The following is a 24,481-nucleotide window of genomic DNA, read 5'->3' on the forward strand; positions in this document are numbered from 1 at the left end:
ATCGACGTCACACTTCAGGGCCTTCCCGCCCGGGACTCGACGAGACGAACAGGGCCCGTGCGCGCGGCGCACTCGCGGAAAGGAGCTCCCGTTGTCCCTGACCGACAGGGCCATCGAGCAGATCCGTGAACTGATCCGCTCGGGCGCGCTGCCGCCGGGAGCGAAGCTGCCGCCGGAACCCGAGCTGGCGGCGCAGCTGGGCCTCTCGCGCAACCTGGCCCGCGAGGCGGTCAAGGCGCTGGCCGTCGCCCGGGTCCTCGAAGTCAAGCGCGGTGACGGGACCTACGTCACCAGTCTCCAGCCGAGCCTGCTCCTGGAGAGCCTCGGCGGCGCGGTGGAACTCCTCCAGGGCGACAACGGGGCGTTGCTGGACCTGATGGAGGTGCGGCGGCTGCTCGAACCGCTCGCCACGGGGCTCGCCGCGAGCCGGATCTCGGACGCTCAACTGGGCGAGGTCGAGCGCCACTTGGACGCCATGCGCGAGGCGCGTGACGACGTGGAGCGACTCAACGCCCATGACGCGGCCTTCCATCGCGCCGTCGTCGCGGCCACCGGCAACGAAACGCTGCTCACGCTGCTGGAGGGCGTCTCGGGCCGCACCCTGCGCGCCCGCATCTGGCGCGGGCTGGTCGACGACCAGGCGGCCGGGCGGACCCTCGCGGAACACGAGGCGATCTTCGACGCGCTCAGCGCGCGTGACGCCAACCTGAGTCAGGCCGCCGCCCTGCTCCACGTCGGCAACACCGAGCGCTGGCTGCGCGAGCACCTGCGCTCCGCCGGCTTCGAGCAGGAGCCGCGCTGACGGTCGACGCATGTCGTCGACGAACCCGCCTCGACCGGTCGTCGCCCGAGAGAGCGGTCACGGGGCGGCGCCCTTCTCGCAGACGAGGCGGGCCACCTCGCGGAGTTTGACGTTGTTCTCCTGGGAGTAGCGGCGCAGAACGTCGAAGGCCTGTTCCTCACTGAGCTGGTGACGGCCCATCAGGATGCCCATGGCCTCGCCGATGAGGTGGCGGGTGGCGATGGCCTGCTCCAGCTGGGCGTGGGTGCGGGCACTGGAGAAGGCGACCGCCGCGTGGGAGGCGAGCAGCCAGCCGGACAGCTCGCTGGCCTCGGTGAACGCCCCGGGGCGGCGGGAGTAGAGGTTGAGCGCGCCGAGGTCCTCCTCCTCGGTGAACAGCAGGAAGCCCATCATGCTGCCCACGCCGAGGGCGCGGGCGCGCGGGGCGTAGGCGGGCCAGCGGGGCTGCTCGGCGGTGAAGTCGGCGATGCGGAAGACGCGCTCGCCGGTCGCGGTGCGGGCGGCGTCGAAGCAGGGCCCCTCGCCCAGCCGCGCCTGCAGCAGGTCGCTGTCGACGACGAGCTGGTCGGTGGCGGCGAGGGTCTCCACCTCGGAGCCGCGCAGCAGGAGGATGCCGGCCGCGTCGCACCCGTCCACCAGTTCGATGGCGGACGCGGTGATCCGCTCCAGGGTCGCGCCGACCGACTCCTGCGCCAGGAGGTCCCGCGCCATCGACGCCATCTTCTGCGCGAACCGGTCCCAGTCCACCGCTGTCCTCCCTCGCTCTCCGTCGGGCAGACGTACACCCGACGGTGAACCTCATACCCGGCTTCCCGCCTCCCGCCTCATGGCGGGTTTCTCAGTCGTCGTAGTCGGGGGTCCACTGGGCGGCGTCGATCGCGGCGCGCAGCTCGTCCTCGGTGGCCTTCGGGGCGACGCCGTCCTCGACGGCCGCGAGGGCCGCGGCGAGGGCGATCTCACGGGCGGCGTCCCGCATCCGGCCCAGCGGCGGCAGCAGGGGTGCCGGGGAGCCGTCGTCCGGTGCGGAGCGGGCGGCGCAGCGGCCCACGGCGCGGGCCGCGGCGACCATCATCCGGTCCGTCACCCGGGTGGCGCGGGCGGCGGTGACGGCGAGGCCGATCGCGGGGAAGACGTACACGTTGTTGGCCTGCGCGACCGGCACGTCACGGCCGTCGATGCGCAGCGGCGGGAACGGGGACCCGGTCGCGACCAGCACCTTCCCGTCGGTCCAGCGGGCCAGGTCGGCGGGGTCGGCCTCAGCGTGCGAGGTGGGGTTGGACAGCGGGAACACGACCGGGCGTTCGCAGCCGGCGGCCATGTCCCGCACGATCTCCTCGGTGAACGCCCCGTGCGCGGTGGACAGCCCGATCAGCACGGTGGGCCGCACGCGGCGCACGACCTCGGCGAGGCCGGGCGCACCGTCGCCGTCCCAGTCGCCCACCTCGTCGTCGTCGCGGACGTAGGTGCGCTGCTCCTCGGTGAGGCCGGACCGCGACGCGAGCAGCAGTCCGTCGACGTCCACGAACCAGAAGCGGGAGACGGCGTCGTCCGCCGACAGGCCCTCCTCTTCGAGGGCGGCGCGGATCATGTCGGCGACGCCGACGGCCGCGGACCCTGCGCCGAGCACCACGAAGCGCTGGTCGGACAGGCTGCCGCCGGCGATCTCGGTCGCCGTGGTGAGCGCGCCGAGCGCCACGGCCGCCGTTCCCTGGATGTCGTCGTTGAAGGTCAGCAGCCGGTCCTGGTAGCGGGTGAGGATCGGGCGCGCGTGCGCGGTGGCGAAGTCCTCCCACTGGAGGAGGGTGCCGGGCAGTTCCGCCTCGACGGCCGAGACGAACAGCTCCACCAGCTCGTCGTACTCGTCGCCCGTGACCCGGCGGCCGCGGGTGCCGAGGTAGTGCGGGTCGGCCAGCAGTTCCTCGTTGTCGGTGCCGACGTCCAGCAGGACGGGCAGGGTGCGCGCCGGGTGGATGCCGCCGATGGCGGTGTAGAGGCTGAGCTTGCCGATCGGGATGCCCATGCCGCCGACGCCCTGGTCGCCGAGGCCGAGGATGCGCTGGCCGTCGGTGACGACGATGACGTCGACGTCGGCGTGGGGCCGGTTGCGCAGGATCTCCCGGAAGCGGTGCCGGTCGTCGTACGACAGGAACAGTCCGCGCGGCCTGCGGTAGATCTCGCTGAAGCGGCGGCAGGCCTCGCCCACCGTGGGGGTGTAGACGACCGGCAGCATCTCCTCCAGGTGCCGGGTGACCAGCCGGTGGAACAGCACCTCGTTGGTGTCCTGCAACTGGCGCAGGTAGATGTGCCGGTTGAGCGGCTTGTCGTAGCCGAGGAACGCTTCGTAGGCACGGTCGGCCTGCTCGTCGAGGGTTTCGACGGCGGGCGGGAGGAGCCCGTCGAGGCCCAGTTCGGCGCGGTCGCGCCGGCTGAAGGCGGTTCCCCGGTTGCGCAGGGGGTCGCAGAGCAGTGCCGTGCCACGGGTGGTGTCGCTGGCTGTCATGCCCGTCTGCTGCCCGGGATGTCGGGGTCCGCACCCAAAAACTCGGTAAGGCACGGGGGCCCGGCCGTCACAGGAAGCGGCGTACGGGCTGTACGACGGTTTCGTAGGCGCGCTGCCGCAGCGGGCGCTTCTTCCAGCGGCCGGGCACGATCGGCGTGCTGACCGCGGTGTCCTCGTCGAAGTGGGCGTCGAGGACGGCGGTGAAGCGTTCGTCGAGCACGGCGAGCATGACCTCTTCGTCGTGGTCGAGGGAGCGCCGGTTGAAGTTGGTGGAGCCGACGAGGGCGGCCGTGCGGTCCACGGTGACGATCTTGGCGTGCATCATGGTCGGCTGGTACTGGTGGATCTTCACTCCGCAGGCGAGGAGGTCCTCGTAGAAATGCTGGCCCGCGAGCTGGCAGACGCGCTTGTCGGTGTGCGGGCCGGGCAGCAGAATCTCCACCTCCACGCCGCGGCGGGCGGCGGCGCACAGCAGCTCGACGAAGTACGCGTCCGGGGAGAAGTAGGCGGTGGCCAGCCGGAACCGCTGCTCGGCGGACTCGATCATCACGCGCATCAGGGTCTGCATGTCCTGCCAGCCGAAGCTCGCGGAGCCGCGCACCACCTGGACGACGGCGTCGCCCTGCGGGCGGTGCCCGGTGAAGCGGTCGCGGTCGTCGAACAGCTCGTCGTGGCATTCGGCCCAGTTCTGCGCGAACGCGGCGGCGACGCCGTCGACCGCGGGACCGGTGAGCCGTACGTGCGTGTCGCGCCACTCGCCCGGGTTGCGGGCGTCGCCGCACCACTCCTCGGCGATGCCCACCCCGCCGGTGAAGGCGACCTGTTCGTCGACGACGAGGACCTTGCGGTGGCAGCGGTGGTTCTGTTTCAGCGGGGACAGGTAGAGCGGTCTGCGGAACCAGGCGACCTGTACGCCGGAGCGGCCCATCTCCTCCAGCAGGTCCTTCTCGATCAGGCGGCTGCCGAAGCCGTCGAGCAGCAGCCGCACCCTGACGCCCGCGCGGGCCCTCTCGGACAGCGCGCGGGCGAACTGGCGGGCGATGTCGCCCTTCCAGTACACGAACGTCATCATGTCGACGGTGTGCTCGGCGGACCGGATGCTCTCCAGCATCGCGGGGAAGATCTCGTCCCCGTTGCGCAGGACGACCAGGGCGTTCCCCTCGGTGGCCGCGATGCCGATGAGCCGTTCGAGCCGCCGCCGTATCCGGGCGGCCCGCTCGGCGAAGTCGGACCGCCCGGCGGCCACGGACTCCCCGGCCTCGCGGGTGGACACGACGGGCGCGTTCTCCTGTGTGCTGGTCATCCCTGACCCTTGCTCTGCCGGCCCGACATGAAACAACCGCGGCCGCCGGCGGGGCCCGGCGCGGTACACGCGACTGTAGCGCCGGGCCGGCCGGGGGTGTCGGGAGGCCTGGTTGCGAGACGGATCACCTGGCGGTACGGGGAGCGGGGTCGCGGCGCGCGGCCGCTCAGCGGTCGCCTGGAGCGGGCTCCACCGGCTGACCGGCGAGGTCCCTCACCGTCAGCCGGTGGCCGCCTCGCTCGCTCCGCGCGCCCGCTGCCAGGCGCCCTCCGTCAGCAGGCGCAGGCCGTTGAGGCCGACGAGGACGGTGGAGCCCTCGTGCCCGGCGACGCCGAGCGGCAGGGGGAGGGTGCCGAACAGGTCCCACAGGACCAGGGCGGCGATGAACGTGCCCGCGATCACCAGGTTCTGCGCGACCAGGCGGCGTGCGCGCCGGGAGAGCGCGATCACGGCGGGGACGGCGGCGAGTTCGTCGCGGACGACGACGGCGTCGGCCGCGTCCAGCGCGAGGTCGGAGCCGGTGCGGCCCATCGCGACGCCGGTGTGCGCGGCGGCCAGGGCGGGCGCGTCGTTGACGCCGTCGCCCACCACCAGGACCCGGCGTCCCTCGCCCTCCAGCCCGCGCACGGCGGCGACCTTGTCCTCGGGCAGCAGCCCGGCGCGCACGTCGGTGATGCCGACCTCCTCGGCGAGGCGACGGGGCGCGCGCGGGTTGTCGCCGGTGAGCAGGACGGGCGGGCGGCCGGTCAGAGCGGTGAGGCCGCGGGTGGCCCGGCCGGCGTCGGTCCGCAACCGGTCGGCCACGCCGAGGAGGCCGGCTGGCGTGCCGTCGACGGTGACCAGGACGGCCGTGCGGCCCTCTTCCTCCAGTCGCCCGGCCGCGGCGCGCGCGGGGTGCCCGTCGGGCAGGAGCCGGGCGGGGCTGCCGACGCTCACGGTGCGGCCGTCGACGACGGCGGTGACCCCGGCGCCGGGCACGGAGCGGAACCCGGTCGCCTCGGGCGGGGTCAGCCGGCGACTGCGCGCGGCCTCGGTCACGGCGCGGGCCAGCGGGTGCTCGCTGGCGTGCTCGGCCGCCGCGGCGAGCAGGAGCAGCTCGTCCGGGTCCGTGCCCCCGTCGGGCAGGGGGCGTACGTCGGTGACGCGGGGCGCGCCCTGGGTGAGGGTGCCGGTCTTGTCCAGGGCGACCGCGTCGACCTGCCCGAGGCGTTCCATGACGACGGCGGACTTGACGAGGACCCCGTGCCGGCCGGCGTTGGCCATGGCCGACAGGAGCGGCGGCATCGTCGCGAGGACGATGGCGCAGGGCGAGGCGACGATCATGAAGGTCATGGCCCGCAGGAGCGCGTCCCGCAGATCGGTGCCGAGCAGCAGCGGAACGGCGAAGATCAGGACGGTGGCGGCGACCATGCCCACGCTGTAGCGCTGTTCGACCTTCTCGATGAACAGCTGGGTGGGCGCCTTGGTCTCGGCGGCCTCCTCGACCATCTTCACGATGCGGGCCAGGACGGAGTCGGACGGGTCGCGTTCGACGCGGACGCGCAGGGCGCCGGTGCCGTTGACGGTCCCGGCGAAGACCTCGTCGCCGGGTTCCTTGGGGGCCGGCAGGGGCTCGCCGGTGATGGTGGCCTGGTCGACCTCGCCGGCGCCCGCCACGACGCGGCCGTCGGCGCCGATCCGCTCGCCGGGCCGGACGAGGATGACGTCGCCGGGGGCGAGGCGGTCGGCAGGGACGGTCTCCTCGCCGCCGCCGGTGAGCCGGGTCGCGGTGTCGGGCGCGAGGTCGAGCAGCCCGCGCACGGAGTCGGCGGTGCGGGCGGTGGCCACGGCTTCGAGGGCGCCGGACGCGGCGAAGATGACGATCAGCAGCGCGCCGTCCAGCACCTGGCCGATGGCCGCCGCGCCCAGCGCCGCGACGACCATCAGCAGGTCGACGTCCAGGGTCCTCTCCCGCGCGGCCCTCAGCCCCTCCAGGGCCGGCTCCCAGCCGCCGGTGACGTAGACGGCGGCGAACAGCGGTCCCCACGTCCACCCGGGCGCGCCGAGCAGGTGCAGCGCGAGGGCGGGGAGGAACAGGGCGAGCGCGGCCAGCGCCCACCGGGCCTCCGGCAGCGCCAGCAGGCGGGTGCGCCGCCCGGGCGGCGCGGGGCTCGGGCGCGGGCCGGTCAGGCCCGGGGCGGGGCGCTGGTCCACGGCGGAAGGCATGACGATCGACCCCTCGGGGGCACGGCGGCAGGGACCCCCACACCATACAGGAACATATGAACAGGTCTTCATATGTCGTCGGTATGCTGTCCCCCATGGGCCATGGAAGCGTCACCACCAGCACCGCGACCACCCGCGAGCGTCTCGACGCCGTCGGCACCGCGGACGTCGCCGCCACCCTCCAGGCCCTGGCGACCCCGTCACGACTGCACATCCTCGCCCGGCTCCAGGAGGGCCCCTGCTCGGTCGGGGACCTGGCCGCCGCCGTCGACATGGAGCCGTCCGCCTGCTCCCACCAGCTGCGACTGCTGCGCAACCTCGGCCTGGTGACGGGGGAACGCCGGGGGCGGTCCATCATCTACGCCCTCTACGACCGGCACGTCGCCGAACTGCTCGACCAGGCGCTGTACCACGTGGAGCACCTGCGCATGGGGATCCGCGACATGCCGGCCCCGGGCTCCGCCGACGCCCCGGACCCCTTGGACTGACGCCTTCGGGGCCCACCCCTTCCCCGGCCTGGCTCAGTCCGCGGCCGCCCGCTCTCCCGCCGGACGCCTGCGCAGCGCGGGCTCGGTGAGCGGGCGGGGCTGCCAGACGCCGTCGGCGCGGTACAGGTCCGTGCCGGGCGTCACGATCTCGTCGATCCGGTCGAGCGTCTCGTCGTCGAGCAGCAGATCGGCCCCCTTCAGCAGCGAGGTCAGCTGGTCCATGGTGCGGGGGCCGATGATCACCGAGGTGACGGCCGGGTGCACGAGCGGGAAGGCCACGGCCAGTTCCGGCAGGGTGCGGCCCAAGTCCTCTGCCAGCAGGGCGAGTCGCTCGGCGGCCGCGAGCTTCTCGGCGTTGCCGGGGACGGCGGGGTCGAAGCGGTGCGGGGTGAGCTTGGCGCGGCCGGCGGTGAGGTCGACGGGGCGGCCCTCGCGGTAGGCGCCGGACAGGAATCCGGAGGCGAGCGGCGCCCAGGTCAGCACGCCCATGCCCAGGCGGTGCGCGGTGGGCAGCACCGACCGCTCGACGCCGCGCGCGAGGATCGAGTACGGCGGCTGCTCGGTGCGCAGTCGCATCAGGCCCCGCCGCTCCGCGACGTGGTGCGCCTCGACGAGGTCCTCGGCGGGGAACGTGGAGCAGCCGAACGCGCGGATCTTGCCCGCCCGCACCAGATCGCTGAGGACGGACAGGGTCTCCTCGATGTCGGTGGTGTGATCGGGGCGGTGCACCTGGTAGAGGTCGATCCAGTCCGTGTCCAGGCGGCGCAGACTGTCCTCGACGGCCTTGAGGATCCAACGGCGGGAGTTCCCGCCGCGGTTGCGGCCCTCCCCCATCGGGAAGTGCACCTTCGTGGCGAGCACGACGTCGTCGCGCCGTCCCTTGAGCGCCTTGCCGACGATCTCCTCGCACTCCCCGGCCGAGTACATGTCGGCGGTGTCCACGAAGTTGACGCCGGCGTCGAGGGCGGCGTGGACGATGCGCGCGCTGTCCTCGTGGTCGGGGTTGCCGACGGCGCCGAACATCATGGTGCCGAGGCAATGGGTGCTGACCTCGATGCCGGTGGTGCCGAGGACTCGATAGCGCATACCGCTTCTCCGTGTCGGGTAGGGCCAACTGGGAGCGTCACTGTAGGAGTTGGAGCGCACTCCAGCGCAAGGGCGTCGAGAGCGGAGTGGAGGAGGCGGGATGCTCACGTTGGCGGAGGTCGCCGCGGAGCCCGCGCTCCTCACCCGGCGGGTGGGCCTGGGCGACGGCACCGAGGTCGTCTTCCGGCCGCTCACGCACGCCGACGCGGAAGGACTCGCGGAGTTCCTGCGGGGACTGTCCCCCGAGTCACGGCGGTTCAGTACGTTCGGCGGGTACGACCTCGCGTTCGCACGGGAGTTGTGCGATGCCATCGCCCGCTACGACAAGCTGAGGCTGGTGCTGGAGGAGGCGGAGTCCGGCAGGATCGTCGGCCTGCTGGAACTCGCCCTCGATCTGCACCCGTCGGACATCGCCCGTTACCGCGAGGCCGGCATCGTCCTTACGGCGGCGGACTGCCGTTTCGGCCCGACCCTGGCCGACGACCACCAGGGCAGGGGCGTGGGCACCCTGGTCTTCCCGCTCGTCGCGGACGTCGCCCGGCGGTTCGGCAGGACGCGGATCGTCCTGTGGGGCGGCGTCCTCGCCGACAACGCGCGCGCCGTCCGCTTCTACGAGAAGCAGGGCTTTCGGACCGTGGGCGCGTTCACCGAGGCCGACGGGACGCGTGCGCTCGACATGATCCTGGACCTGCCCGCGCCGCCGGACGGCTGACGCCGCCTCACGCCACCACCCGCCGTCTCATGCCGCGGGGGCGAGCCCCGCCTCGATCAGCGTTTCGAGTTGCTGTGCGACCTGGTCCAAGGGGTACGCGTCGCGCTTGGCGCGGCACATCGCCGGCGGGACCTCGTCGGGCTGCGGTTTCTCGACGGAGACGGCCGGCACCGGACAGCCCGCGCGGAAGCCGCTGTCGACGACGCCGCGCCACGGGGCCAGGAACACCCGCAGTCCCGCGACCGGGCCCGCGTCCCGTTCCCGGCGCAGGAAGCCGGTGACCGCCTCGCCCGCGTACCGCACGGCCTCGGTGGCCGGTTGGCCCTTGCCCTGCGGGCAGCAGTGGCAGGTCGAGCCGAGCGGCGCTCCGGCGTGTGACCGTCATCGGCCGGCCCGCCGCAGCGCCAGGAGCGCGACGTCGTCGATGCGTTGGGCGCCGACGCCGGCCTGGCCCAGCAAGGTGTCGACGAGCGGGTCGAGGTCCTCTTCGCGGGCCAGTGCGAGATGGCGGGCGAGGTCGGCGATGGCGTCGTCCAAGTCGACGCCGGGCCGTTCGACGAGCCCGTCGGTGTAGAGGACGAGCATCAGCCCGGCGGTGAGCGGCAGCTCGGTGACGGGGAAGACGGCGTCGGGGTCGATGCCCAGCAGCGGGCCGGGCGGGACGTCCAGGGGCCGGGCATCGCCGCCGGCCGGGCGCACCAGCGGCGGCGGATGGCCGGCGCTGGCCAGCGTGGCGCGGCCCGCGGCGAAGTCGAGATGGGCGTAGAGGCAACTGGTGAACAGGTCGGGGGCGAGGTCGGTGAGGAGGCGGTTGGTGCCGGACAGGACCGTGTCCGGGGCGCCGGCGACCGAGGTGGCGTGGACGGCCGTGCGCACCTGCCCCATCAACGCCGCCGCGGCGACGTCGTGGCCCTGGACGTCGCCGATGACGGCGGCGACGGCGGTGTCGCCGAGCCGGATCAGGTCGTAGAAGTCCCCGCCGATGTCCATGCCGTGGGTGGCGGGCAGGTAGCGGGCGGCGACGTCCAGTCCGGGGACGGCGGAAAGATCGTGCGGGAGCAGGGCCTGCTGGAGACCGTGGGCGAGCTCGTGCTTGACGTCGTAGAGGCGGGCCCGGTCCAGGGCCTGGGCGATGAGCCCGGCGAGCGCGGTCATGACGGCGCGGTCCTCGGACGGGAACTCGCGGGGTTCGTCGTAGGACAGGACGCAGATGCCGACCGGCCGGCTGGAGATGATCAGGGGGAGGAAGGCCCACGCCTTCTTGCCGCTGACCTGCTGCGCCTCGGGGTAGATGCGCCGCAGCTCCTCGGGGTTCGCGAAGAACGCGGGGATGCCGCTGCTCAGGGCGCGGCCGGCGGGGGTGAACGAGGTGGCCAGCGGCAGGCCCTGGAGCCGTTCGATGGCCTCGGGGGGATAGCCCCGGTACCCGGTGATCCGCAGCCGGCCCGCCTCGGCGCTCGACAGGACCAGGCCCTGGGCCCCGAAGGCGGGCATGATCTGCTCGGCGACCAGGTCGACGACGTCCTGGACGCCGACGACCTCGGTCAGCGCGGCGGCCAGGTGGGTGAGCTGGTAGAGCCGGCCGGCCCGGGCCGGCATGGTCGGCTGCGCGGGACGGTGGGGGGCGGGCGAGGCCGGCGGGGGGTCGCCGTTGGGGACGATGCGGACGCTGATGCCGCTGGCGTCGGGGAAGAGGTGGAAGTCCAGCCAGTGGTCGGGCGGGCGGCACGCGGTGAAGGCGACGGGGGCGCGGCTGATCACGGCGGCGCGGTAGCGGTCCTCGTAGGTCGGGTCGTCGAGCCAGGGCAGGCTCTGCCAGGGCAGTGTGCCCAGCAGCCGGCCGGCGTCACGGCCGAGCAGTGCGCAGGCGCCCTCGCTGAGATAGGTGAAGTGCCCCTGCAGGTCCAGGGCGCAGCTGCCGCCGGGCAGGCGTTCCACGAAGTCGGCGGCGGCCGCCTCGGAGCCCGACCGCAGCCCCGCCCCCGTGGGCAGCGCGCGCGGGGGCCCGGTACAGGCCGGCGGTTTGCCGTGGTCGAGGGCTTGCTCCAGCAGCCGCGCCAGCCGGCGGCAGCTCGCGAGGACGTGGTTCTCCTCCCGCCGGGTCATCCGGGGCGGGCGGGTGGCCGGCCACATCAGCAGCAGCGACCCCCAGGTGCGGACGCCGGTGACCGGGGCGGCGGCCAGCGACAGCGGGTAGGGCAGCGCCATCGCCGTACGGGGGTAGGAGTGGGCCAGCTCCCCCTGGTCGGCCATCCACACCAGGCGGTCCTCGCGGACGGCGTCGGCCACCGGCGCGGGCGACGCCGTCGCCACCCTGGTCCACGGCGCGGCGAAGTCCGCGGGCGCCCCGCACAGCACGTCGAGGCAGAGCACCTGCTCGTCCGGCGCCAGCAGGTACAGGGCGCCGATGGACGCGCCCGTCCTGCGGACCGTCTCCGCCAACGCGGCGTCGAGCCCGTCGGCGGGGGCGGCGTCGAAGCCATCCGGGCCGCTCACTCGGCACCTCCAGCACGTGAGGCGTTCACCGCGGCGTCGTTCTCCCGCCCACGCGCTTCCCGGCCTCACCCACCTGTGGACGCTACGCCTGTGCACGGCTGTCGGCACCCCGCGCCGCCACAGCCCCCGACGAGCGGTGCCGGGCGCGCGCACCACGCGCCCAGCGCCGACGGCACTGCGGGGTCAGCCCGTTCCCGACTGCCCCCGTGCCTCGTCGGCGACCTGCCCACCCGATCGGCGTGCCTGATCCGTGAGCTCGGCCGCCTGGTCGCGGGCCTCGTCCTGCGTGGTGCGGGCGGCTTCCTGGGCGGTGCCCTTCACCTCCTGCATCGCGCCCTGCGCGACGTCCTTCGCACCCTCCCGCAGGTTCTGCGCGGAGTCGGCGGCGGCCTCCTTCAGCGGCTCCAGTGCCTCGCCGCCGCGTTCCATCAGATCGGCGGCCTTCTCCTGCTCCACCTGGGAGGCCGGGAGCAGCGAGGACGCCAGCATGCCCGCGCCGAAGGCGATCAGCCCGGCGGCCAGCGGATTGCCCTGCGTGCGGCGCATCGCCTGGTCGGGTGCCTGCCTCACCGCTTCGCCGGCCTGGCCTGCCGCTTCGCCCACCTGGCCTGCCGCGTCGCGCGCCGTGCCGGCCGCTTGCTGGGTGCCCTCCTGCAGCGAGCCGACCGCCGACTGAGCACCGCTCTTGACTTCGTGGGCGGTGTGGGCGGCCGTTCCCATGACCCTCTCGCGCACACCGGAGACGGCGCCCCGCATCCTGCGGGTGCGACGACGCACCACGCGCCGGGGGCTGGTCCGGTCCGCGAGCCGGTCCACGTCCGCGGACAGCCGCTCCCGGGTGGCGCTTATCTCTGCCCTCATCTGGTCGGGTGACGTGCCCATTCCGCATTCTCCTTCATCGTCTCGACTGTCCGCTCCGGCTTGGGCGCCACGGCGCGCATACGGGTGCGGCCCCGCTGGTAGAGCACGGCTGCGATCACCGCCCAAACGGCGGCGACGATCAGAGCGGCCCAGCCTCCGTCCATCACGTTGGCCAGCCCGAGCACGGCGGCCAGCGACAGGAACAGGAGCACCATGTATCCGCCGAAGCCGGCGCCGCCGTACATGCCGGCGGCCTTGCCCGCCTTGGTCGCCTCCTGTCTGACCTCGGCCTTCGCGAGTTCGACCTCCTGATGGAACAGGGTCTGCACATCCGACGTGACGACGGACAGCAGCTCGCCCACCGAGTCGCCCCCGGCGCGCGGCGGCGCCGGGTGGGACGGGAGAGAGGTCATGGATCACACCCCCGGAACGGGCCGGCCCGGCATGTCGCCGGAGGGCGCGCCGACGGACGGCGGGTACTCCGGGACGGCGGGCGCCGCCGGTGTGGCGGTCTGCGCGACGTCCGTGGCGGAAGCCGCCGGGACGGCCGCGGCCGGGTCGCTCAGCGTCATCTGCTGTGTGTCGGCGGCGAGTTCGCGCCGTCCCGTCCCGGACGACGTGTCGGCGCCCGAGGACATGTCGGCCTTGGCCGCCACCTTCATCAGCCGGCCGACGGCCATCCCCGCCAGCAGGGCGCCGCCGAGGAACGCCCCCGGACGACGGCGGGCGAAGCCCTGCACGTCGGAGAGGATGCCTTGGACTCCCTGCTTCTCCAGGTAGTCGGCGGCACGGTGTCCGCCGTCCGCCGCATGTGTCGCGAGACTGCGGGCGGGCGAGTCGCCCGGGGCGTTCTCCGCCAGGCCGGCGAGGTCGTCCGCCCAGTGGTGCAGCGTGCCGGCGGCCCGCCGGGTCTGCCCCTGGACCTCGTCCATGGCGCGGCTCCGCAGGTCGCCCGCGGCTGCGCCGACCTGCTGCCGCGCCTCCCCCGCCACGGACTTGGCCTGCTCCACGGCGGTGCCCGCGACCTGACCGGCGGCCTGCTTGGCCTGACCGGCCGTGGCGGAGGCCTCCGCTCTGGCCGTCTCACCGGTCTGCCGCATTCTCGTCGTGTCGCCCTGCACTGTGTCACTCATCAGCCACGCCTCCCAGCATCGCGTCAGTGATATATCTGCTCTGCAAACGAGTGACTGTTTTGCCCCGGTTCACACACATATGACAATCGAAACTGAGGGCTCCTGACGGACCCGCGCCCCGGTACGTCCCACAGCGCACGGCCATGGTTTGCCGGGGAGGCGAGCGCGGCACTCGGAGCACCCCAGGGCGTGCACCCCTCGAGGGTCGGAAACAGAGGCGGCCGATGACGACGATCGGTGTGGAAGAGGAGTACCTGCTGCTCGACCCGGTCACGGGACTGCCGGTGCCCCACGCGGACAAGGTGCGCGTCGCCGCGGGGCTGGGGTCGCTCACGGCGGACCGGGAGGTGCAGAGCGAGCTGCTCCAGGCGCAGGTCGAGGTGGCCACGCCGGTCTGCGGCGACCTGGAGGAGGTCGGCGGGCATCTGCTGCGGCTGCGGCACGCGGTCGGGGCCGCCGCCGAGGCGCACGGCTGCCGGATCGCGGCCTGCGGGACGCCGCCGCTGCGCCACGGCAGGCCGGTGGCCGTCACCGACCACGCCCGCTACCGCGCCATGGCCGTCCAGGCGCCCCAACTGGTGGCGGAGCAGCTGGTCAACGGCATGCATGTGCATGTCGCCGTGCCCAGCCGGGAGGCGGGCGTGCAGGTGCTGAACCGGATGCGGGTGTGGCTGCCGACGCTGACGGCGATGTCGGCGAACTCCCCTCTGTGGGACGGCCACGACACCGGGTTCGCCAGCTGGCGAACGGTGATCTTCAGCCGGTGGCCGGTGAGCGGCGTCCCCCCGTTCTTCCGCGACGCGGCCGACCACGACCGGCGGGTGGGGCGCCTCCAGGAGAGCGGTCTGATCTCGGACACGGGCCAGTTGTACTGGCAGGCCCGTCTGTCGGACCGGTATCCCACGGTGGAGGTGCGGTGCCTGGACGTGCAGCTGCGCGCGGACGACGCGGTCATGTTCGCCGGCATCGTCCGCGCGCTGGCGGAGACCGCGCTCGCCGAGGCCTCCGCCGGGGCGCCCGCCCCCGACTGCGCCCCCGAGCTGCTCCAGGCCGCGATGTGGCACGCGGCCCGCCACGGCCTGAGCGACGCCTTGATCGATCCCGCGGGCGGCCGGAACCGGGCCGGTGACGTGCTGTACGAGCTGATGCGGCACATCGGCCCCTCCCTGGAGGCGGCGGGCGACACGCGCGAGGTGACGGCCCTGATCCACCGGCTCCTCCAGGACGGCACCGGAGCGGACCGCCAGCGCACGGCCCTCGCCACCGGAGGCCTCCGGGCGGTCACCGACCTGATCTCCGTCGAGAGCACGACCCCGTGAGCCGAGAGCACGGCCTCGTGCGCGCGGGCCGCAAATCGGTGCGTCGGGTCGTGCACCGGCTGGCCGCGACCCCCCGGCGCCGGCCGCGTCTGCGCTTCGACGGCTGGATCGCGGGCGTCGGCACGTCCTCCGGGACACGGATCGTGCTGGGTCACTGGCAGCGCTCGCCGTTCGGCCCGTTCAGCGACGTGATGCTCGAACGGCCGGACGGGCGACGCCTGTTGCTGGCGCCCACCCGGCGGACGGCCGACTTCATCGGTACGGCGTACACGTTCGACGCCGTCGAGGTCACCCCCGTCGACGTACGCGTCGCCGGCGACACCTGGACGGTGTCCGCCGGGCCGCTGGAGCTGCGTCTCGTCACCGGGCGGCGGGGGCTCCTGGGGTGCCTGCTGCGGGCGGTGCCCGGCGGACTCGCCGGCCGTCCGGCGTGGAGCGCGCTCACGGACACGGTCGCCCGCGTCCTGCTGCCCGGGGTGCGCACGCGCGGCAGGGGCGCGTCGGGGCGTCGCGCCTGGTACGGCGCGCGGGACTTGCGCCCGATCCGCGGTGTGTCGGCGTCCTACGAGGGCCGCGACCTGGGCCCGGCGGCACCCGTCGACCCACCCGTCCGCTTCGGATTCGGATCGGCGCCGCGCACACCGGCGGTCACCCGCGTCACCACGACGGTGGAGGCGTGAGGGCGCCGGGTGAGCTCCCCCGGACGAGTGGATCACCAGGCCGTTCGGCGCAGGAACCGCGGTCTGCGGGAGACGGCCGCACCGCGCCGAGGCTAGTTTCCGCTGGGCTGGTCACGCGCGGCCCACCGCTCCCACGTGCCGCCCACCACCGCGTACCCATCGAGGGGAACCATGGCGACCTATACCGAGCCCGTCTCTCCGGTGCCGGCGGCGGAACGCCGCGGCCGGGGACAGGTGATCGTCTCCTGGCTGAGCACCACCGACCACAAGAAGATCGGCCACCTCTACCTGATCACCTCGTTCGGCTTCTTCCTCGTCGGCGGGTTGCTGGCGATGGCGATCCGGGCGGAACTCGCCCGGCCGGGCATCCAGATCCTGTCCCAGGAGCAGTACAACCAGGCGTTCACGATGCACGGCACCGTCATGCTGCTGCTGTTCGCGACCCCGACGTTCGCGGGGTTCGCCAACGCGATCATGCCGCTGCAGATCGGCTCCCCGGACGTGGCGTTCCCCCGGCTGAACATGTTCTCCTACTGGCTGTTCCTCTTCGGCGGCCTGACCGTCGTCAGCAGCATCATGGTCCCCGAGGGCGCCGCCGACTTCGGCTGGACCGCGTACACGCCGCTCAGCGGCGGCGAGCGCACCACCCAGCTGGGCGCCGACCTGTGGATCATGGGCCTTGCGTTCGCCGGGTTCGGCACGATCCTGGGCGCGGTCAACTTCGTCACCACCATCATCTGCATGCGCGGCCCCGGCATGACCATGTTCCGGATGCCGATCTTCACCTGGAACGTGCTGCTCACCTCGGTGCTGGTGCTGCTCGCCTTCCCGGTCCTCGCGGCCGCCCTGTTCGTCCTGGAGGCGGACCGCAAGTTCGGGGCGCACGTCTTCGACCCGGAGAACGGCGGGGCGGTGCTGTGGCAGCACCTGTTCTGGTTCTTCGGCCACCCCGAGGTCTACATCCTCGCCCTGCCGTTCTTCGGCGTGGTCACCGAGATCCTCCCGGTGTTCTCCCGGAAGCCGATCTTCGGCTACATGGGGCTGGTCGGCGCGACCATCGCCATCACCGGCCTCTCCGTGACGGTGTGGGCGCACCATATGTTCGCCACCCAGGCGGTGTTGCTGCCGTTCTTCTCCTTCATGAGCTTCCTGATCGCCGTGCCGACGGGGGTGAAGTTCTTCAACTGGATCGGCACGATGTGGAAGGGCTCGATCTCCTTCGAACCGCCGATGCTGTGGGCGTGCGGCTTCCTCGTGACGTTCCTCTTCGGCGGCCTGACCGGTGTTCTGCTCGCCTCGCCGCCCATGGACTTCCACGTCACCGACAGCTACTTCGTCGTCGCGCACTTCCACTACGTGCTGTTCGGCACGATCGTCTTCGCGATGTTCGGCGGGTTCAGCTTCTGGTGGCCGAAGATGACCGGCACGATGCTCGACCACCGGATGGAGAAGGTCCACTTCTGGACGCTGTTCGTGGGCTTCCACACCACCTTCCTCGTCCAGCACTGGCTGGGCGCGGAGGGCATGCCCCGCCGCTACGCCGACTACCTCGCCGCCGACGGCTTCACCGCGCTCAACACCGTCTCCTCCATCGGCTCGTTCCTGCTGGGCCTGTCCACGCTGCCGTTCCTCTACAACGTGTGGCGGACCGCGCAGCGGGGGCAGCGGGTGGAGGTCGACGACCCGTGGGGGTACGGCCGCTCCCTGGAGTGGGCGACCTCGTGTCCGCCGCCCCGCCACAACTTCGTCACCCTGCCGCGCATCCGCTCCGAGTCCCCCGCGTTCGACCTGCACCACCCCGACCTGGCGGAGGCGGAGTACCTGGAGCACGGCGGCCGGCGCGACGCGCTGGACGCGGAGAGCCACCGGGGCGAACCGAAGTGAGGCGCGGTGGGCGGCCGGCCTCAGGCGAGGACGCCGGCGGTGCGCTGGCCAACACGGTCGAGGGGTACCTCCTCGCGCGCGCCCACCACGACGAGGCACGCCACGAGGCGGAGGAACTGTGCGGCCGTCTGCCCTGGCTGACGACGGCCCAGGCCGAGGACGTCAGCCGCCACTACGTCCGTCAGCGCATCGACCTGACCCGCCGGATGCTGCGGACGACGGTCGACCGGGCGGCCGAACTGCGCCAGGAGTACGAGGCCCGCTACGCCGCCCTGCGGCGCGAACTGCTCCGGCGCCACGTCGCGTTCGCCTCCGCGACACTCGCCTGCGCGGCCGGGATCGGCGTGCTGGCCGGCCTGCTCAGCCGCTGACGCCGTACACGACGGGGGTCGCGGTCAGCCGGTGCGCCCCTGGGTGCCTTGCGTCGCCTTCCCGCTCCACTTGCCGTTCGCCTCGCGCAGGCCGTCGCGCCTGAGGCGCACCTCCACGTGGCCGTCGGTGATGCGGGTGTCGAAGGCGGGCTGGGGTGCGGTGGCGGGGCCGCGGACGTTCCAGCCGTCGGAGAGGCGGAAGACGCTGCCGTGCCAGGGGCATTGGACGCACCCGTCGGCGACCGTGCCCTCGGACAGCGGTCCGGCGAGGTGGCTGCACCGTTCGGCGAGGGCGTGGATCTCTCCGCCGGTCTCGCGGACGACGAGGATCGGCACGTCGTCGACGACGCGCCGTACGGGCTCGCCGGCCGGGAACTCGGCGACCGCGCCGACGCGGTGCCAGGTGTCCCGGATCACGTGCGGGACCTCTTCGGCGTGGTTGGCGCCTGAGGCCTGGCGGTAGGCGAGGTGCCCGCCGAGCATGCCGCCGACCCCGACCGCCGTCAGCCCCAGGAAGCCGTACGCGCGGCCGGCCGCCGTGCGGCCCTTGACGCGGCAGACGAGGGAGGTCGCGTACAGGCCCACGGCCGCCCAGTTGGCCACCGCGTGGACCAGTCCCACGCGGGACTGCTCGCGGTGGAGATCTGCCCAGTCCACGGCCCCCGCCAGGGCCGCGGGAGCCGCCGCGGCGAGACCGACGCCCACCAGGAGACCGGCCTCACGGGAGCGCCCCGGCCGCGTGTCGAGAACGGCGGCGGACATCCAGCTGCCCACCGGTACCTGGACCAGCAGCGGGTGGACCGGGTGCCCGAGCCACCTGCCGTGCAGCAGGTCCCGGCCGCGCCCGAGCGGCAGGGAGCGGATCCCCGACTGGAGGGTGTCGATCAGCCGGTCCGCCCTCGGTTCACGCTCCAGGCGGTCCAGGAGGGCCAGCACTCGGTTCTGCTTCGTCCGACGGCGACGATGCGTTGCGCTCATGCGCCGCCGAGTTCCCCGCCCGGCCCCGGACAAACGGAGCGGACGGGGAGGAAGGGAGGTGAAGCCCTGCGGCGAGGCCGGTTCACCGTGTCATGTCGTGGGCCATCCTGGTGGAACGGCCGCGGCCGCCCCGGTCGGTGTCGCCCGCCGCCATGGCAGCCGCGAGGGCGAGCACCAGGGCGATGGCGCCGACGATGACGTTGTTGACGATGGTCCGCGTGGTGTCCACCTCTCCGGCGACCGCCCACGGCGCGATGACGGTCCAGGCGCCCAGCACGACGGCCGCCCAGGCACGGGCGTGGGTGCGTTCGTAGGCGTGCCCGAAGCCGCTCAGGAGCAGCGCGTAGGCGATGCCGGTGATCAGGTTGTTGACGGTCAGCGTGGTGAGGCCGTTGAAGCCCGCGATCCAGGGGGATGCGGCCAGGTAGAGGCCGGTCAGCATGGCCATCGCCTCGACGGCCTGGCCTTGCTGGGTCGACGCGGCCCGCTCGGCCCGCTCGTGGCGCTCGCGCATCTCCAGGATGTCCGGGTGCGACTCCATGGTCGTATGGGTCCGGTCGGTCATGATCGCCTCCAGGCGAGGGTGTGCGGTTCCGGGGCCCCCATTGCTGCCCGGGTACCCATCGGACCGCCCCCGCCCCGGCCACCGCACACCGAATTTCCAGCGCGCCGGACGGCCCTCAGCCGTCGCCGTTCATCGCCTTGCGCACCGCGTCCTTGGTGCGGTCCATGAGGGCGGCGACGGGTCCGAGGGCGACGTTCTCGGCGGCGGACTCCACACCGGGGTGGGGGCGGGTGGGCGCCATCGCCTCGGCCGCCTTGACGCCCATGGCCATGGCGGCCAGGGTCCCGGCGTCGGCGGTGCGCCGCAGATGGCTGAACTCGTACCGTTCCTCGGCCCGGGCGTGGCTCTGGACGTCCTGGCGCAGGTCGAGGAGTCGAGGAAGGAACTTCGGGTCGTCGGTGTCCATGTCGTCCAGCGCGGCGAGCGTCTCCTTGGCCTGCTTCTCCTCCTCCAGGCGTTCGGCCACCACCTGCTCGCCGCCGGCGACCTTGCGCCGGACGTAGGGGTGGACCACCTCCTCCTCGGCGGTCTCGTGCACGGCGAGGAGCCGTACCAGCCGGTGGAAGGCCTCCCTGCGCTCCTCGCCCTCACCGCGCTCCACCTCGTCGAAGAGGTTGCGGATGTCGCCGTGCTGGCGCATCAGGAGGGAGACGACGTCGGCGTCCGAAGCGTGGTCGGCTCCGGCGTGCGGGGTCTGCTGCTGGCTCATCGGTCCTCCGTCGTCAGTGGGCGCGCAGCTCGGGGACCGGGTGCTCGCCCTCGGTCTCCTGGCGGTACTCGCGTCCGAACATCGCGTCGTGCTCGGCCATGACCCGCTCGCTCGGCGGCTCCTCGCCCCCGTGGATCTGCTCCTGCAGCTTCTCGAACCGCTCGTGCGCGTCGCGCACGTATCCGGCGCCGAGCGTCGTGAGGTCGATCTGGGTGGCGAGCAGCTCGCGCAGGTAGTCCTTGTTCGGCTCGAAGGTGAGGACGTTCGGCAGCTCCGGCGCGAGGACCTCCTCCGGGTCCCGGCCGTCGAAGCGGCGCATGAAGTCGCAGGCGATGTGCAGGTGCTCCAGCTCCTGGTTGAGGTGCAGCTCCCAGATCGACTTCACCTTGGGATCGCTCTCCTGCTCCATGAAGGAGTGGTACAGATAGCACTCGTTGTACTCGTGGTTGACGAGCTGCTCCCACCAGGTCTCGCCGGGGTCGACGAGCGACTCGTAGTGGGTGACGTGCTCCTCCTCGATGAGGCCGATCTCCTGGTAGAGCTGGCGGGCGATCGGCTCCATGTAGGTGGGGCCGGTGTTCATGTAGAAGTTCATGGTCTGCTGCTCCGCCGACATGATCGTCAGCGCGTGCAGCTTGGACAGCGGGTCGGTGCGGGTGCGGTCGTAGAAGTCGCGCACGTTGTCCACGGGGTGGCGGTGGTGGTACTTGGTGGGGCGGCCGGGCATGACCTCGGTGAGCTGTTCGACGATCGCGTCCGCCTTGCGGTGCTCGATCATCTCGTACAGGTTGGCGTACCGGTACAGGTGGTCGAAGTCCTCCAGCACGCCGAACTGGTAGGCCTGCTTCAGGTACGGGTCGGGCTCCATGCGGGCCACCCATGCGGTGAGGTCGACCGCGACCTGCTCGTAGGCGATGGTCGTCTCCAGCACCGAGGAGAGGCCGGGCAGCAGCCAGTTGACGGCCTTCTGCTGCTGGGCCTCGATGTAACGGGTCTGCGCGAGCTGCCGTTTGACCTCCGGGTCGACGGTGTTCCGCGCCAGCTGGTGGCTGAACATGATGGCCTCGACCTCGATGCCGTTCATCGTGATGATGCGACAGCGGGTGTACGGGTCGCAGTGGTCCGGGTCGATGGGGTCGACGTTCAACTCGCGCCAGTTCCTGAGCTGCCGGTCGAGTGGGATGCCGCGCTGTTCGAGGGGGTTGAACGTCACGATGGCCTCCTGAGGCGAGAGCTTGCCGGAGTGCCCCTCGGTTCCGGCCGGAACCGTACGGGCGGCGGGGCGTCGGCCCATGCTGTGCGGATTCGGCCACGATCGCGGGGAGGCGCTTCGGCCCTTCCCTCCACCGGCCCGGCATCGGCCCGCCAGGTCACCCGGGTGGGCTCATACCGGCCGGGCCACCGTGGGCGCGCCGCGCCGGCGCGGCCGGTGGCGGTGTACCACTGGGCGGCCAGGGCGACGGCGAGGGCCGGCTCGACCAGGTCGCCGCCGTAGTACATCAGCTGGGTACATCAGCTGGGCGCCGGCGGCGAGCAGGGCGGCGCCGCGCACGGCGAGGCCCCAGCGGTGGCGCACGGGGTCCACCTGGCAGACGGCGAAGGCGAAGAGCGCACCGGCGGCCCACAATGTGCGCCAGCACTGCGGTGTGCGCCGCCGGGTGGTGCTGTGCGGCGGCGAAGAGGCCGGTGCGGTACCGCGTGCGGTCAGAGGTCGGGTGCCGGGCGGATCGTCACGTCCTGGTGGACGGTGACCTGGTCGATGTCGGTGAGGCGGACCGTGAGAGCCATCGTCCAGGCGCCGGGCAGGGCCAGGCGGAGCCGGTCGGCGGCCCAGTAGCCGTCGCGGTCGACGAGTTCGGCGTCCAGCGGGCCGATCTGCTGCTCGCGGTGGGTCAGCGTGAGCCGGACCTCGGGGACCGACAGGATGCCGCCGTCCGCCCCGTACACGAGGGCCTCCACCGTGTTGTCGCCGACGCGCGCGGGGGCGAACGTGATCTGCACCTTGCCGCTGCCGTTCGCGATCCCGGTGTCGAAGGGCACCATCACCACCCGCGCCGTCGGCGCGTGGGCCTCGGCGGCCATGGCGGCGTTGCGGACGGCGGCCCTGCTGGGCTCGGTGCCGGTGAGCAGCGTGGTGATCGCCAGGACCAGGACACCGAGGACGGCTTCGAAGGCGACCGAGCGGCGCAGGGAGCGGCGGTGGCTCGCGAGGTCGGGGGCCGGCTCATCGGGGGCCGCCCGGCCGGGTGCCGGGCCGGCGGGGTCCGCCGGCGTCGGCTCGGTGCCGGCTGCGGCGCCGGCTTCGACGGGGGTGGCGGCTTCGACGGGGACGGCGGCTCCGGTTTCCGCCTCGACGGAGGCGGGGGTGGCGGCTTCGGAGGGCGTGTCGGCGGGCGGAGGGCCGGCCGGGACGGTTTCCGCCACCCGTCGGCGGGCCGTGTCCGGGACCGCCTCGGGGGCCGCTTCGGGGACGACCTCGGGTGCCAAGTCGTGGGCAGTCCCCGCCGGTTGCGGCTGGAGGAGCCGGGCGGTCAGCTGGCGGGAGAAGGAGGCCACCGTCAGCACCAGGACCACGGCGCCGGCCTTCAGGGTGAGGAGCCGGCCGTAGTCGGTGGTGCTCAGGGCGTCCAGCGAGCCGACCTGCCGCCAGGAGTGGTAGAGGCCGGTCACCACCAGGACGACGACCGAGGCGAACGCCAGCCGGGAGAACCGGGCCACCGCCGGCGCCGGGACCTCGGAGCCGGCGGGCGCCCGGTACAGGGCGACCGCCAGCGCGGCCAGGCCGCCCAGCCACACCGCCATGGCCAGCAGGTGCAGCACGGACACCGGGATCGCCAGCGGGACCTGGATGCCGGCGGACGCGTGCTCGGCGGCCGCCCAGGTGAGGGCGAGGGCTACGGTGGTCAGCGCTCCCGCGGCGCGGACGCCAGCGCCCGTCGCGTCGCCGAGCCGGCCGCCGTACTTCCTCAGCGCGACGCCCACCGCGGCGAGCAGGACCAGCCGGGCGCCGAGCGCCAGCCCCGTCCTGCCGGTGAGCGTGCCTTCGAAAAGCGACGGGTCGAAGACGGAGGCGAGGCCGCCGCCGGACTCGTAAGGGCCGCGCAACAGCAACAGCAGGGCGGTGGCGGCGGTCAGCGTGGCCCAGCCGGCCGTCATCAGCCGGCGCAGCGGACGCAGGCCCGCTCCTGCCGGCCAGCACGCCGCCACGAACAGGGTGATGCCGATCAGCAGCGCCAGGCCGCCGTAGGCGACGTAGCGGACGGCGTCGTAGAGGCGGGAGGCGGCGGTGCCGTCCGTGGATTCGGCGGCCGGCACGGCGGTGGAGAAGGAGGGCCGGCCGAGCGAGAAGGTGAAGGCGCCGGAGATCGGGTGGCCGTCGGCGGAGACGACCCGCCAGCCCACGGTGTAGGTGCCCTCGGGCAGCTTGTCGGCCAGCCTCACCTCGGCGGTGTCGGCGGTGCCGGGCGCGTGCCGCACGGGCCCTTCGTCGACGCGCAGACTCTCCGGGGACAGCACGCGCAGGGAGCCCGCGGAGAGGCCGACGGTCTCGGAGAAGGTGAGGGTGATCCGGTCGGGCGCGGTCTTGATCACCGAGGAGTCGGCCGGGACGGCGCGCACGAGCGTGGAGTGGGCGGCGGCCGGGCTCGCGCCGCCGGCCAGGAGGGCGAGCACGGCGCCCGCCAGGAGCAGGAGGGCGGTCAGCCGGGAGCGGGACGACCGGCGCGCTGCCGGGGCGGCGACGGCGGCCGTCATGACGCGCTCGGGGCGGTGGTCGGGGCGGTGGTCGGGGCCGTGGTGGGTGCGGTGGTCGGGGCCGTGGACGAGCCGATTCCGCCCAGTCGGCGGATCGTTCCGCCGAGCTTGGTGCGGAACCGTTCCAACATCTCGGGCTCCTTCGCGCTGACGATCCACCGGGGGCCGACGAGGTAGGTGCCGCCGTAGATGGCGGCGGAGTCCAGCCAGGCCTCGGTGAACCGGTCCTCGGGGAAGGTGGTGATGAGGTAGTCGATCTCCGGGGTGTGGCAGACGCCCTGGCGCAGTTCGTCCGCCCCGATGCGGATCTTGGGCGTGCAGCCGGTGAGGCCGGCGATCACCTCGACCTTCGCGGGCGCCACGACGCCGGCCGCGGGGGCGGCGGAGATCTTCGCGGGATCGCCGTCGCCGGCCGCGTTCTTGTCCGTGCCGCCGTCGGCGCCGCTGCACGCCGTGGCCAGGGGCAGCAGGGCCAGGCTCAGGGCAAGGGCGAGGGCTGCGCCGCGTATCGAGCGGGCGGGGTGGGGGGTCCGGCCGGTGCGTCCTCGCTGCGGCTGTCGTGGCACGTGCCTCTCCGTATCAGGTGGGGGCCTGCCCGTGAGGGCGGGCAGGGGGGCGGCTGTTGCAGGGGGTACG

At 73.3% G+C, this 24,481-nt stretch carries 23 protein-coding genes; 7 read left to right on the forward strand and 16 right to left on the reverse strand.

Annotated elements, in window-relative coordinates; all coding sequences use genetic code 11:
- Positions 1–91: 91 nt before the first annotated feature.
- Positions 92–802 (forward strand): FadR/GntR family transcriptional regulator, encoded by a 711-nt coding sequence (locus tag ACFYXA_RS11390; protein WP_130440091.1) that lies wholly within the window; start codon positions 92–94, stop codon positions 800–802.
- Between the two features lie 57 nt (positions 803–859).
- On the opposite strand, the gene ACFYXA_RS11395 is transcribed toward ACFYXA_RS11390, so the two are convergent.
- The 4 genes from ACFYXA_RS11395 to ACFYXA_RS11410 form a co-directional block, all read right to left on the reverse strand.
- Positions 860–1,549, reverse strand: coding sequence for a GAF and ANTAR domain-containing protein (locus ACFYXA_RS11395; RefSeq protein WP_389030998.1), 690 nt, complete (start codon positions 1,547–1,549; stop codon positions 860–862).
- A gap of 91 nt (positions 1,550–1,640) precedes the next feature.
- Positions 1,641–3,302, reverse strand: a complete 1,662-nt coding sequence (locus ACFYXA_RS11400) for an NAD-dependent malic enzyme (RefSeq protein WP_389031002.1) — start codon at positions 3,300–3,302, stop codon at positions 1,641–1,643.
- 67 nt (positions 3,303–3,369) lie between these two features.
- Positions 3,370–4,605: a phosphatidylserine/phosphatidylglycerophosphate/cardiolipin synthase family protein gene (locus ACFYXA_RS11405; protein ID WP_389031005.1), complete on the reverse strand. Its 1,236-nt coding sequence runs from the start codon at positions 4,603–4,605 to the stop codon at positions 3,370–3,372.
- Positions 4,606–4,824: 219 nt separating this feature from the next.
- Positions 4,825–6,810, reverse strand: a complete 1,986-nt coding sequence (locus tag ACFYXA_RS11410; RefSeq protein WP_389031009.1) for a heavy metal translocating P-type ATPase — start codon at positions 6,808–6,810, stop codon at positions 4,825–4,827.
- 95 nt (positions 6,811–6,905) lie between these two features.
- Between ACFYXA_RS11410 and ACFYXA_RS11415 the strand changes: the two genes are divergently transcribed.
- Entirely contained in the window at positions 6,906–7,298 is a 393-nt protein-coding gene (locus ACFYXA_RS11415) for a metalloregulator ArsR/SmtB family transcription factor (protein WP_351093537.1), read from the forward strand.
- Between the two features lie 33 nt (positions 7,299–7,331).
- Here the strand turns inward: ACFYXA_RS11415 and ACFYXA_RS11420 are convergent, their stop codons facing one another.
- Complete coding sequence (locus ACFYXA_RS11420; protein WP_389031013.1) at positions 7,332–8,384, reverse strand: aldo/keto reductase; 1,053 nt, start codon at positions 8,382–8,384, stop codon at positions 7,332–7,334.
- A gap of 100 nt (positions 8,385–8,484) precedes the next feature.
- On the opposite strand from ACFYXA_RS11420, the gene ACFYXA_RS11425 reads away from it, so the two are divergent.
- Positions 8,485–9,096, forward strand: a complete 612-nt coding sequence (locus ACFYXA_RS11425; RefSeq protein WP_389031016.1) for a GNAT family N-acetyltransferase — start codon at positions 8,485–8,487, stop codon at positions 9,094–9,096.
- Positions 9,097–9,123: 27 nt separating this feature from the next.
- On the opposite strand, the gene ACFYXA_RS11430 is transcribed toward ACFYXA_RS11425, so the two are convergent.
- The 5 genes from ACFYXA_RS11430 to ACFYXA_RS11450 all read right to left on the reverse strand — a co-directional run bounded on the left by ACFYXA_RS11430 (position 9,124) and on the right by ACFYXA_RS11450 (position 13,586).
- On the reverse strand, positions 9,124–9,399 hold the full coding sequence (locus ACFYXA_RS11430) for a hypothetical protein (RefSeq protein WP_389031019.1): 276 nt from the start codon (positions 9,397–9,399) through the stop codon (positions 9,124–9,126).
- A 78-nt stretch (positions 9,400–9,477) separates the two neighbouring features.
- Positions 9,478–11,592, reverse strand: a complete 2,115-nt coding sequence (locus ACFYXA_RS11435) for a SpoIIE family protein phosphatase (protein WP_389031022.1) — start codon at positions 11,590–11,592, stop codon at positions 9,478–9,480.
- 183 nt (positions 11,593–11,775) lie between these two features.
- The gene (locus ACFYXA_RS11440; RefSeq protein WP_389031025.1) at positions 11,776–12,474 is read right to left on the reverse strand and encodes a DUF3618 domain-containing protein; all 699 of its coding nucleotides are present in this window, start codon (positions 12,472–12,474) and stop codon (positions 11,776–11,778) included.
- On the reverse strand, positions 12,450–12,866 hold the full coding sequence (locus ACFYXA_RS11445; protein WP_389031028.1) for a phage holin family protein: 417 nt from the start codon (positions 12,864–12,866) through the stop codon (positions 12,450–12,452). The genes ACFYXA_RS11440 and ACFYXA_RS11445 overlap by 25 nt, the downstream gene beginning before the upstream one ends.
- 3 nt (positions 12,867–12,869) lie before the next feature.
- Positions 12,870–13,586, reverse strand: a complete 717-nt coding sequence (locus ACFYXA_RS11450) for a hypothetical protein (protein ID WP_389031031.1) — start codon at positions 13,584–13,586, stop codon at positions 12,870–12,872.
- 224 nt (positions 13,587–13,810) lie between these two features.
- Here ACFYXA_RS11450 and ACFYXA_RS11455 point away from each other — a divergent pair, with 224 nt between their 5' ends.
- From ACFYXA_RS11455 to ACFYXA_RS11470, 4 genes are all read left to right on the forward strand, one after another.
- Positions 13,811–14,905, forward strand: a complete 1,095-nt coding sequence (locus ACFYXA_RS11455) for a glutamate--cysteine ligase (protein ID WP_389031034.1) — start codon at positions 13,811–13,813, stop codon at positions 14,903–14,905.
- Positions 14,906–14,964: 59 nt separating this feature from the next.
- Positions 14,965–15,585 (forward strand): hypothetical protein, encoded by a 621-nt coding sequence (locus tag ACFYXA_RS11460; protein ID WP_389031699.1) that lies wholly within the window; start codon positions 14,965–14,967, stop codon positions 15,583–15,585.
- A 171-nt stretch (positions 15,586–15,756) separates the two neighbouring features.
- Positions 15,757–17,469: a cytochrome c oxidase subunit I gene (gene ctaD, locus ACFYXA_RS11465; protein ID WP_389031037.1), complete on the forward strand. Its 1,713-nt coding sequence runs from the start codon at positions 15,757–15,759 to the stop codon at positions 17,467–17,469.
- On the forward strand, positions 17,466–17,840 hold the full coding sequence (locus ACFYXA_RS11470) for a hypothetical protein (protein ID WP_389031040.1): 375 nt from the start codon (positions 17,466–17,468) through the stop codon (positions 17,838–17,840). The genes ctaD and ACFYXA_RS11470 overlap by 4 nt, the downstream gene beginning before the upstream one ends.
- Positions 17,841–17,864: 24 nt before the next feature.
- Here the strand turns inward: ACFYXA_RS11470 and ACFYXA_RS11475 are convergent, their stop codons facing one another.
- The 6 genes from ACFYXA_RS11475 to ACFYXA_RS11500 form a co-directional block, all read right to left on the reverse strand.
- On the reverse strand, positions 17,865–18,818 hold the full coding sequence (locus ACFYXA_RS11475; protein ID WP_389031043.1) for a Rieske 2Fe-2S domain-containing protein: 954 nt from the start codon (positions 18,816–18,818) through the stop codon (positions 17,865–17,867).
- 82 nt (positions 18,819–18,900) lie between these two features.
- Positions 18,901–19,383, reverse strand: a complete 483-nt coding sequence (locus ACFYXA_RS11480; protein WP_389031047.1) for an SPW repeat protein — start codon at positions 19,381–19,383, stop codon at positions 18,901–18,903.
- 115 nt (positions 19,384–19,498) lie between these two features.
- On the reverse strand, positions 19,499–20,092 hold the full coding sequence (locus tag ACFYXA_RS11485; protein WP_389031050.1) for a hemerythrin domain-containing protein: 594 nt from the start codon (positions 20,090–20,092) through the stop codon (positions 19,499–19,501).
- A 13-nt stretch (positions 20,093–20,105) separates the two neighbouring features.
- A complete protein-coding gene (locus ACFYXA_RS11490) occupies positions 20,106–21,305 on the reverse strand; it encodes a hypothetical protein (RefSeq protein ID WP_389031053.1) in 1,200 nt (399 codons plus the stop codon).
- 491 nt (positions 21,306–21,796) lie between these two features.
- A complete protein-coding gene (locus ACFYXA_RS11495; protein ID WP_389031056.1) occupies positions 21,797–23,845 on the reverse strand; it encodes a copper resistance protein CopC in 2,049 nt (682 codons plus the stop codon).
- Entirely contained in the window at positions 23,842–24,411 is a 570-nt protein-coding gene (locus ACFYXA_RS11500) for a hypothetical protein (RefSeq protein WP_389031059.1), read from the reverse strand. Before ACFYXA_RS11500 ends, ACFYXA_RS11495 begins: the two co-directional genes overlap by 4 nt.
- Between the last annotated feature and the right edge of the window lie 70 nt (positions 24,412–24,481).

This window comes from Streptomyces sp. NPDC002566, assembly GCF_042889585.1.
Classification (GTDB): Bacteria; Actinomycetota; Actinomycetes; order Streptomycetales; family Streptomycetaceae; genus Streptomyces.

Bases quoted from the DNA above. Each gene is read 5' to 3' on its own strand.
- ACFYXA_RS11400 (WP_389031002.1), bottom strand. From the start codon at position 3,302: ATGACAGCCAGCGACACCACCCGTGGCACGGCACTGCTCTGCGACCCC.
- ACFYXA_RS11405 (WP_389031005.1), bottom strand. From the start codon at position 4,605: ATGACCAGCACACAGGAGAACGCGCCCGTCGTGTCCACCCGCGAGGCC.
- ACFYXA_RS11410 (WP_389031009.1), bottom strand. From the start codon at position 6,810: ATGCCTTCCGCCGTGGACCAGCGCCCCGCCCCGGGCCTGACCGGCCCG.
- ACFYXA_RS11415 (WP_351093537.1), top strand. From the start codon at position 6,906: ATGGGCCATGGAAGCGTCACCACCAGCACCGCGACCACCCGCGAGCGT.
- ACFYXA_RS11420 (WP_389031013.1), bottom strand. From the start codon at position 8,384: ATGCGCTATCGAGTCCTCGGCACCACCGGCATCGAGGTCAGCACCCAT.
- ACFYXA_RS11425 (WP_389031016.1), top strand. From the start codon at position 8,485: ATGCTCACGTTGGCGGAGGTCGCCGCGGAGCCCGCGCTCCTCACCCGG.
- ACFYXA_RS11440 (WP_389031025.1), bottom strand. From the start codon at position 12,474: ATGGGCACGTCACCCGACCAGATGAGGGCAGAGATAAGCGCCACCCGG.
- ACFYXA_RS11445 (WP_389031028.1), bottom strand. From the start codon at position 12,866: ATGACCTCTCTCCCGTCCCACCCGGCGCCGCCGCGCGCCGGGGGCGAC.
- ACFYXA_RS11450 (WP_389031031.1), bottom strand. From the start codon at position 13,586: ATGAGTGACACAGTGCAGGGCGACACGACGAGAATGCGGCAGACCGGT.
- ACFYXA_RS11455 (WP_389031034.1), top strand. From the start codon at position 13,811: ATGACGACGATCGGTGTGGAAGAGGAGTACCTGCTGCTCGACCCGGTC.
- ctaD (WP_389031037.1), top strand. From the start codon at position 15,757: ATGGCGACCTATACCGAGCCCGTCTCTCCGGTGCCGGCGGCGGAACGC.
- ACFYXA_RS11475 (WP_389031043.1), bottom strand. From the start codon at position 18,818: ATGAGCGCAACGCATCGTCGCCGTCGGACGAAGCAGAACCGAGTGCTG.
- ACFYXA_RS11480 (WP_389031047.1), bottom strand. From the start codon at position 19,383: ATGACCGACCGGACCCATACGACCATGGAGTCGCACCCGGACATCCTG.
- ACFYXA_RS11485 (WP_389031050.1), bottom strand. From the start codon at position 20,092: ATGAGCCAGCAGCAGACCCCGCACGCCGGAGCCGACCACGCTTCGGAC.
- ACFYXA_RS11495 (WP_389031056.1), bottom strand. From the start codon at position 23,845: ATGACGGCCGCCGTCGCCGCCCCGGCAGCGCGCCGGTCGTCCCGCTCC.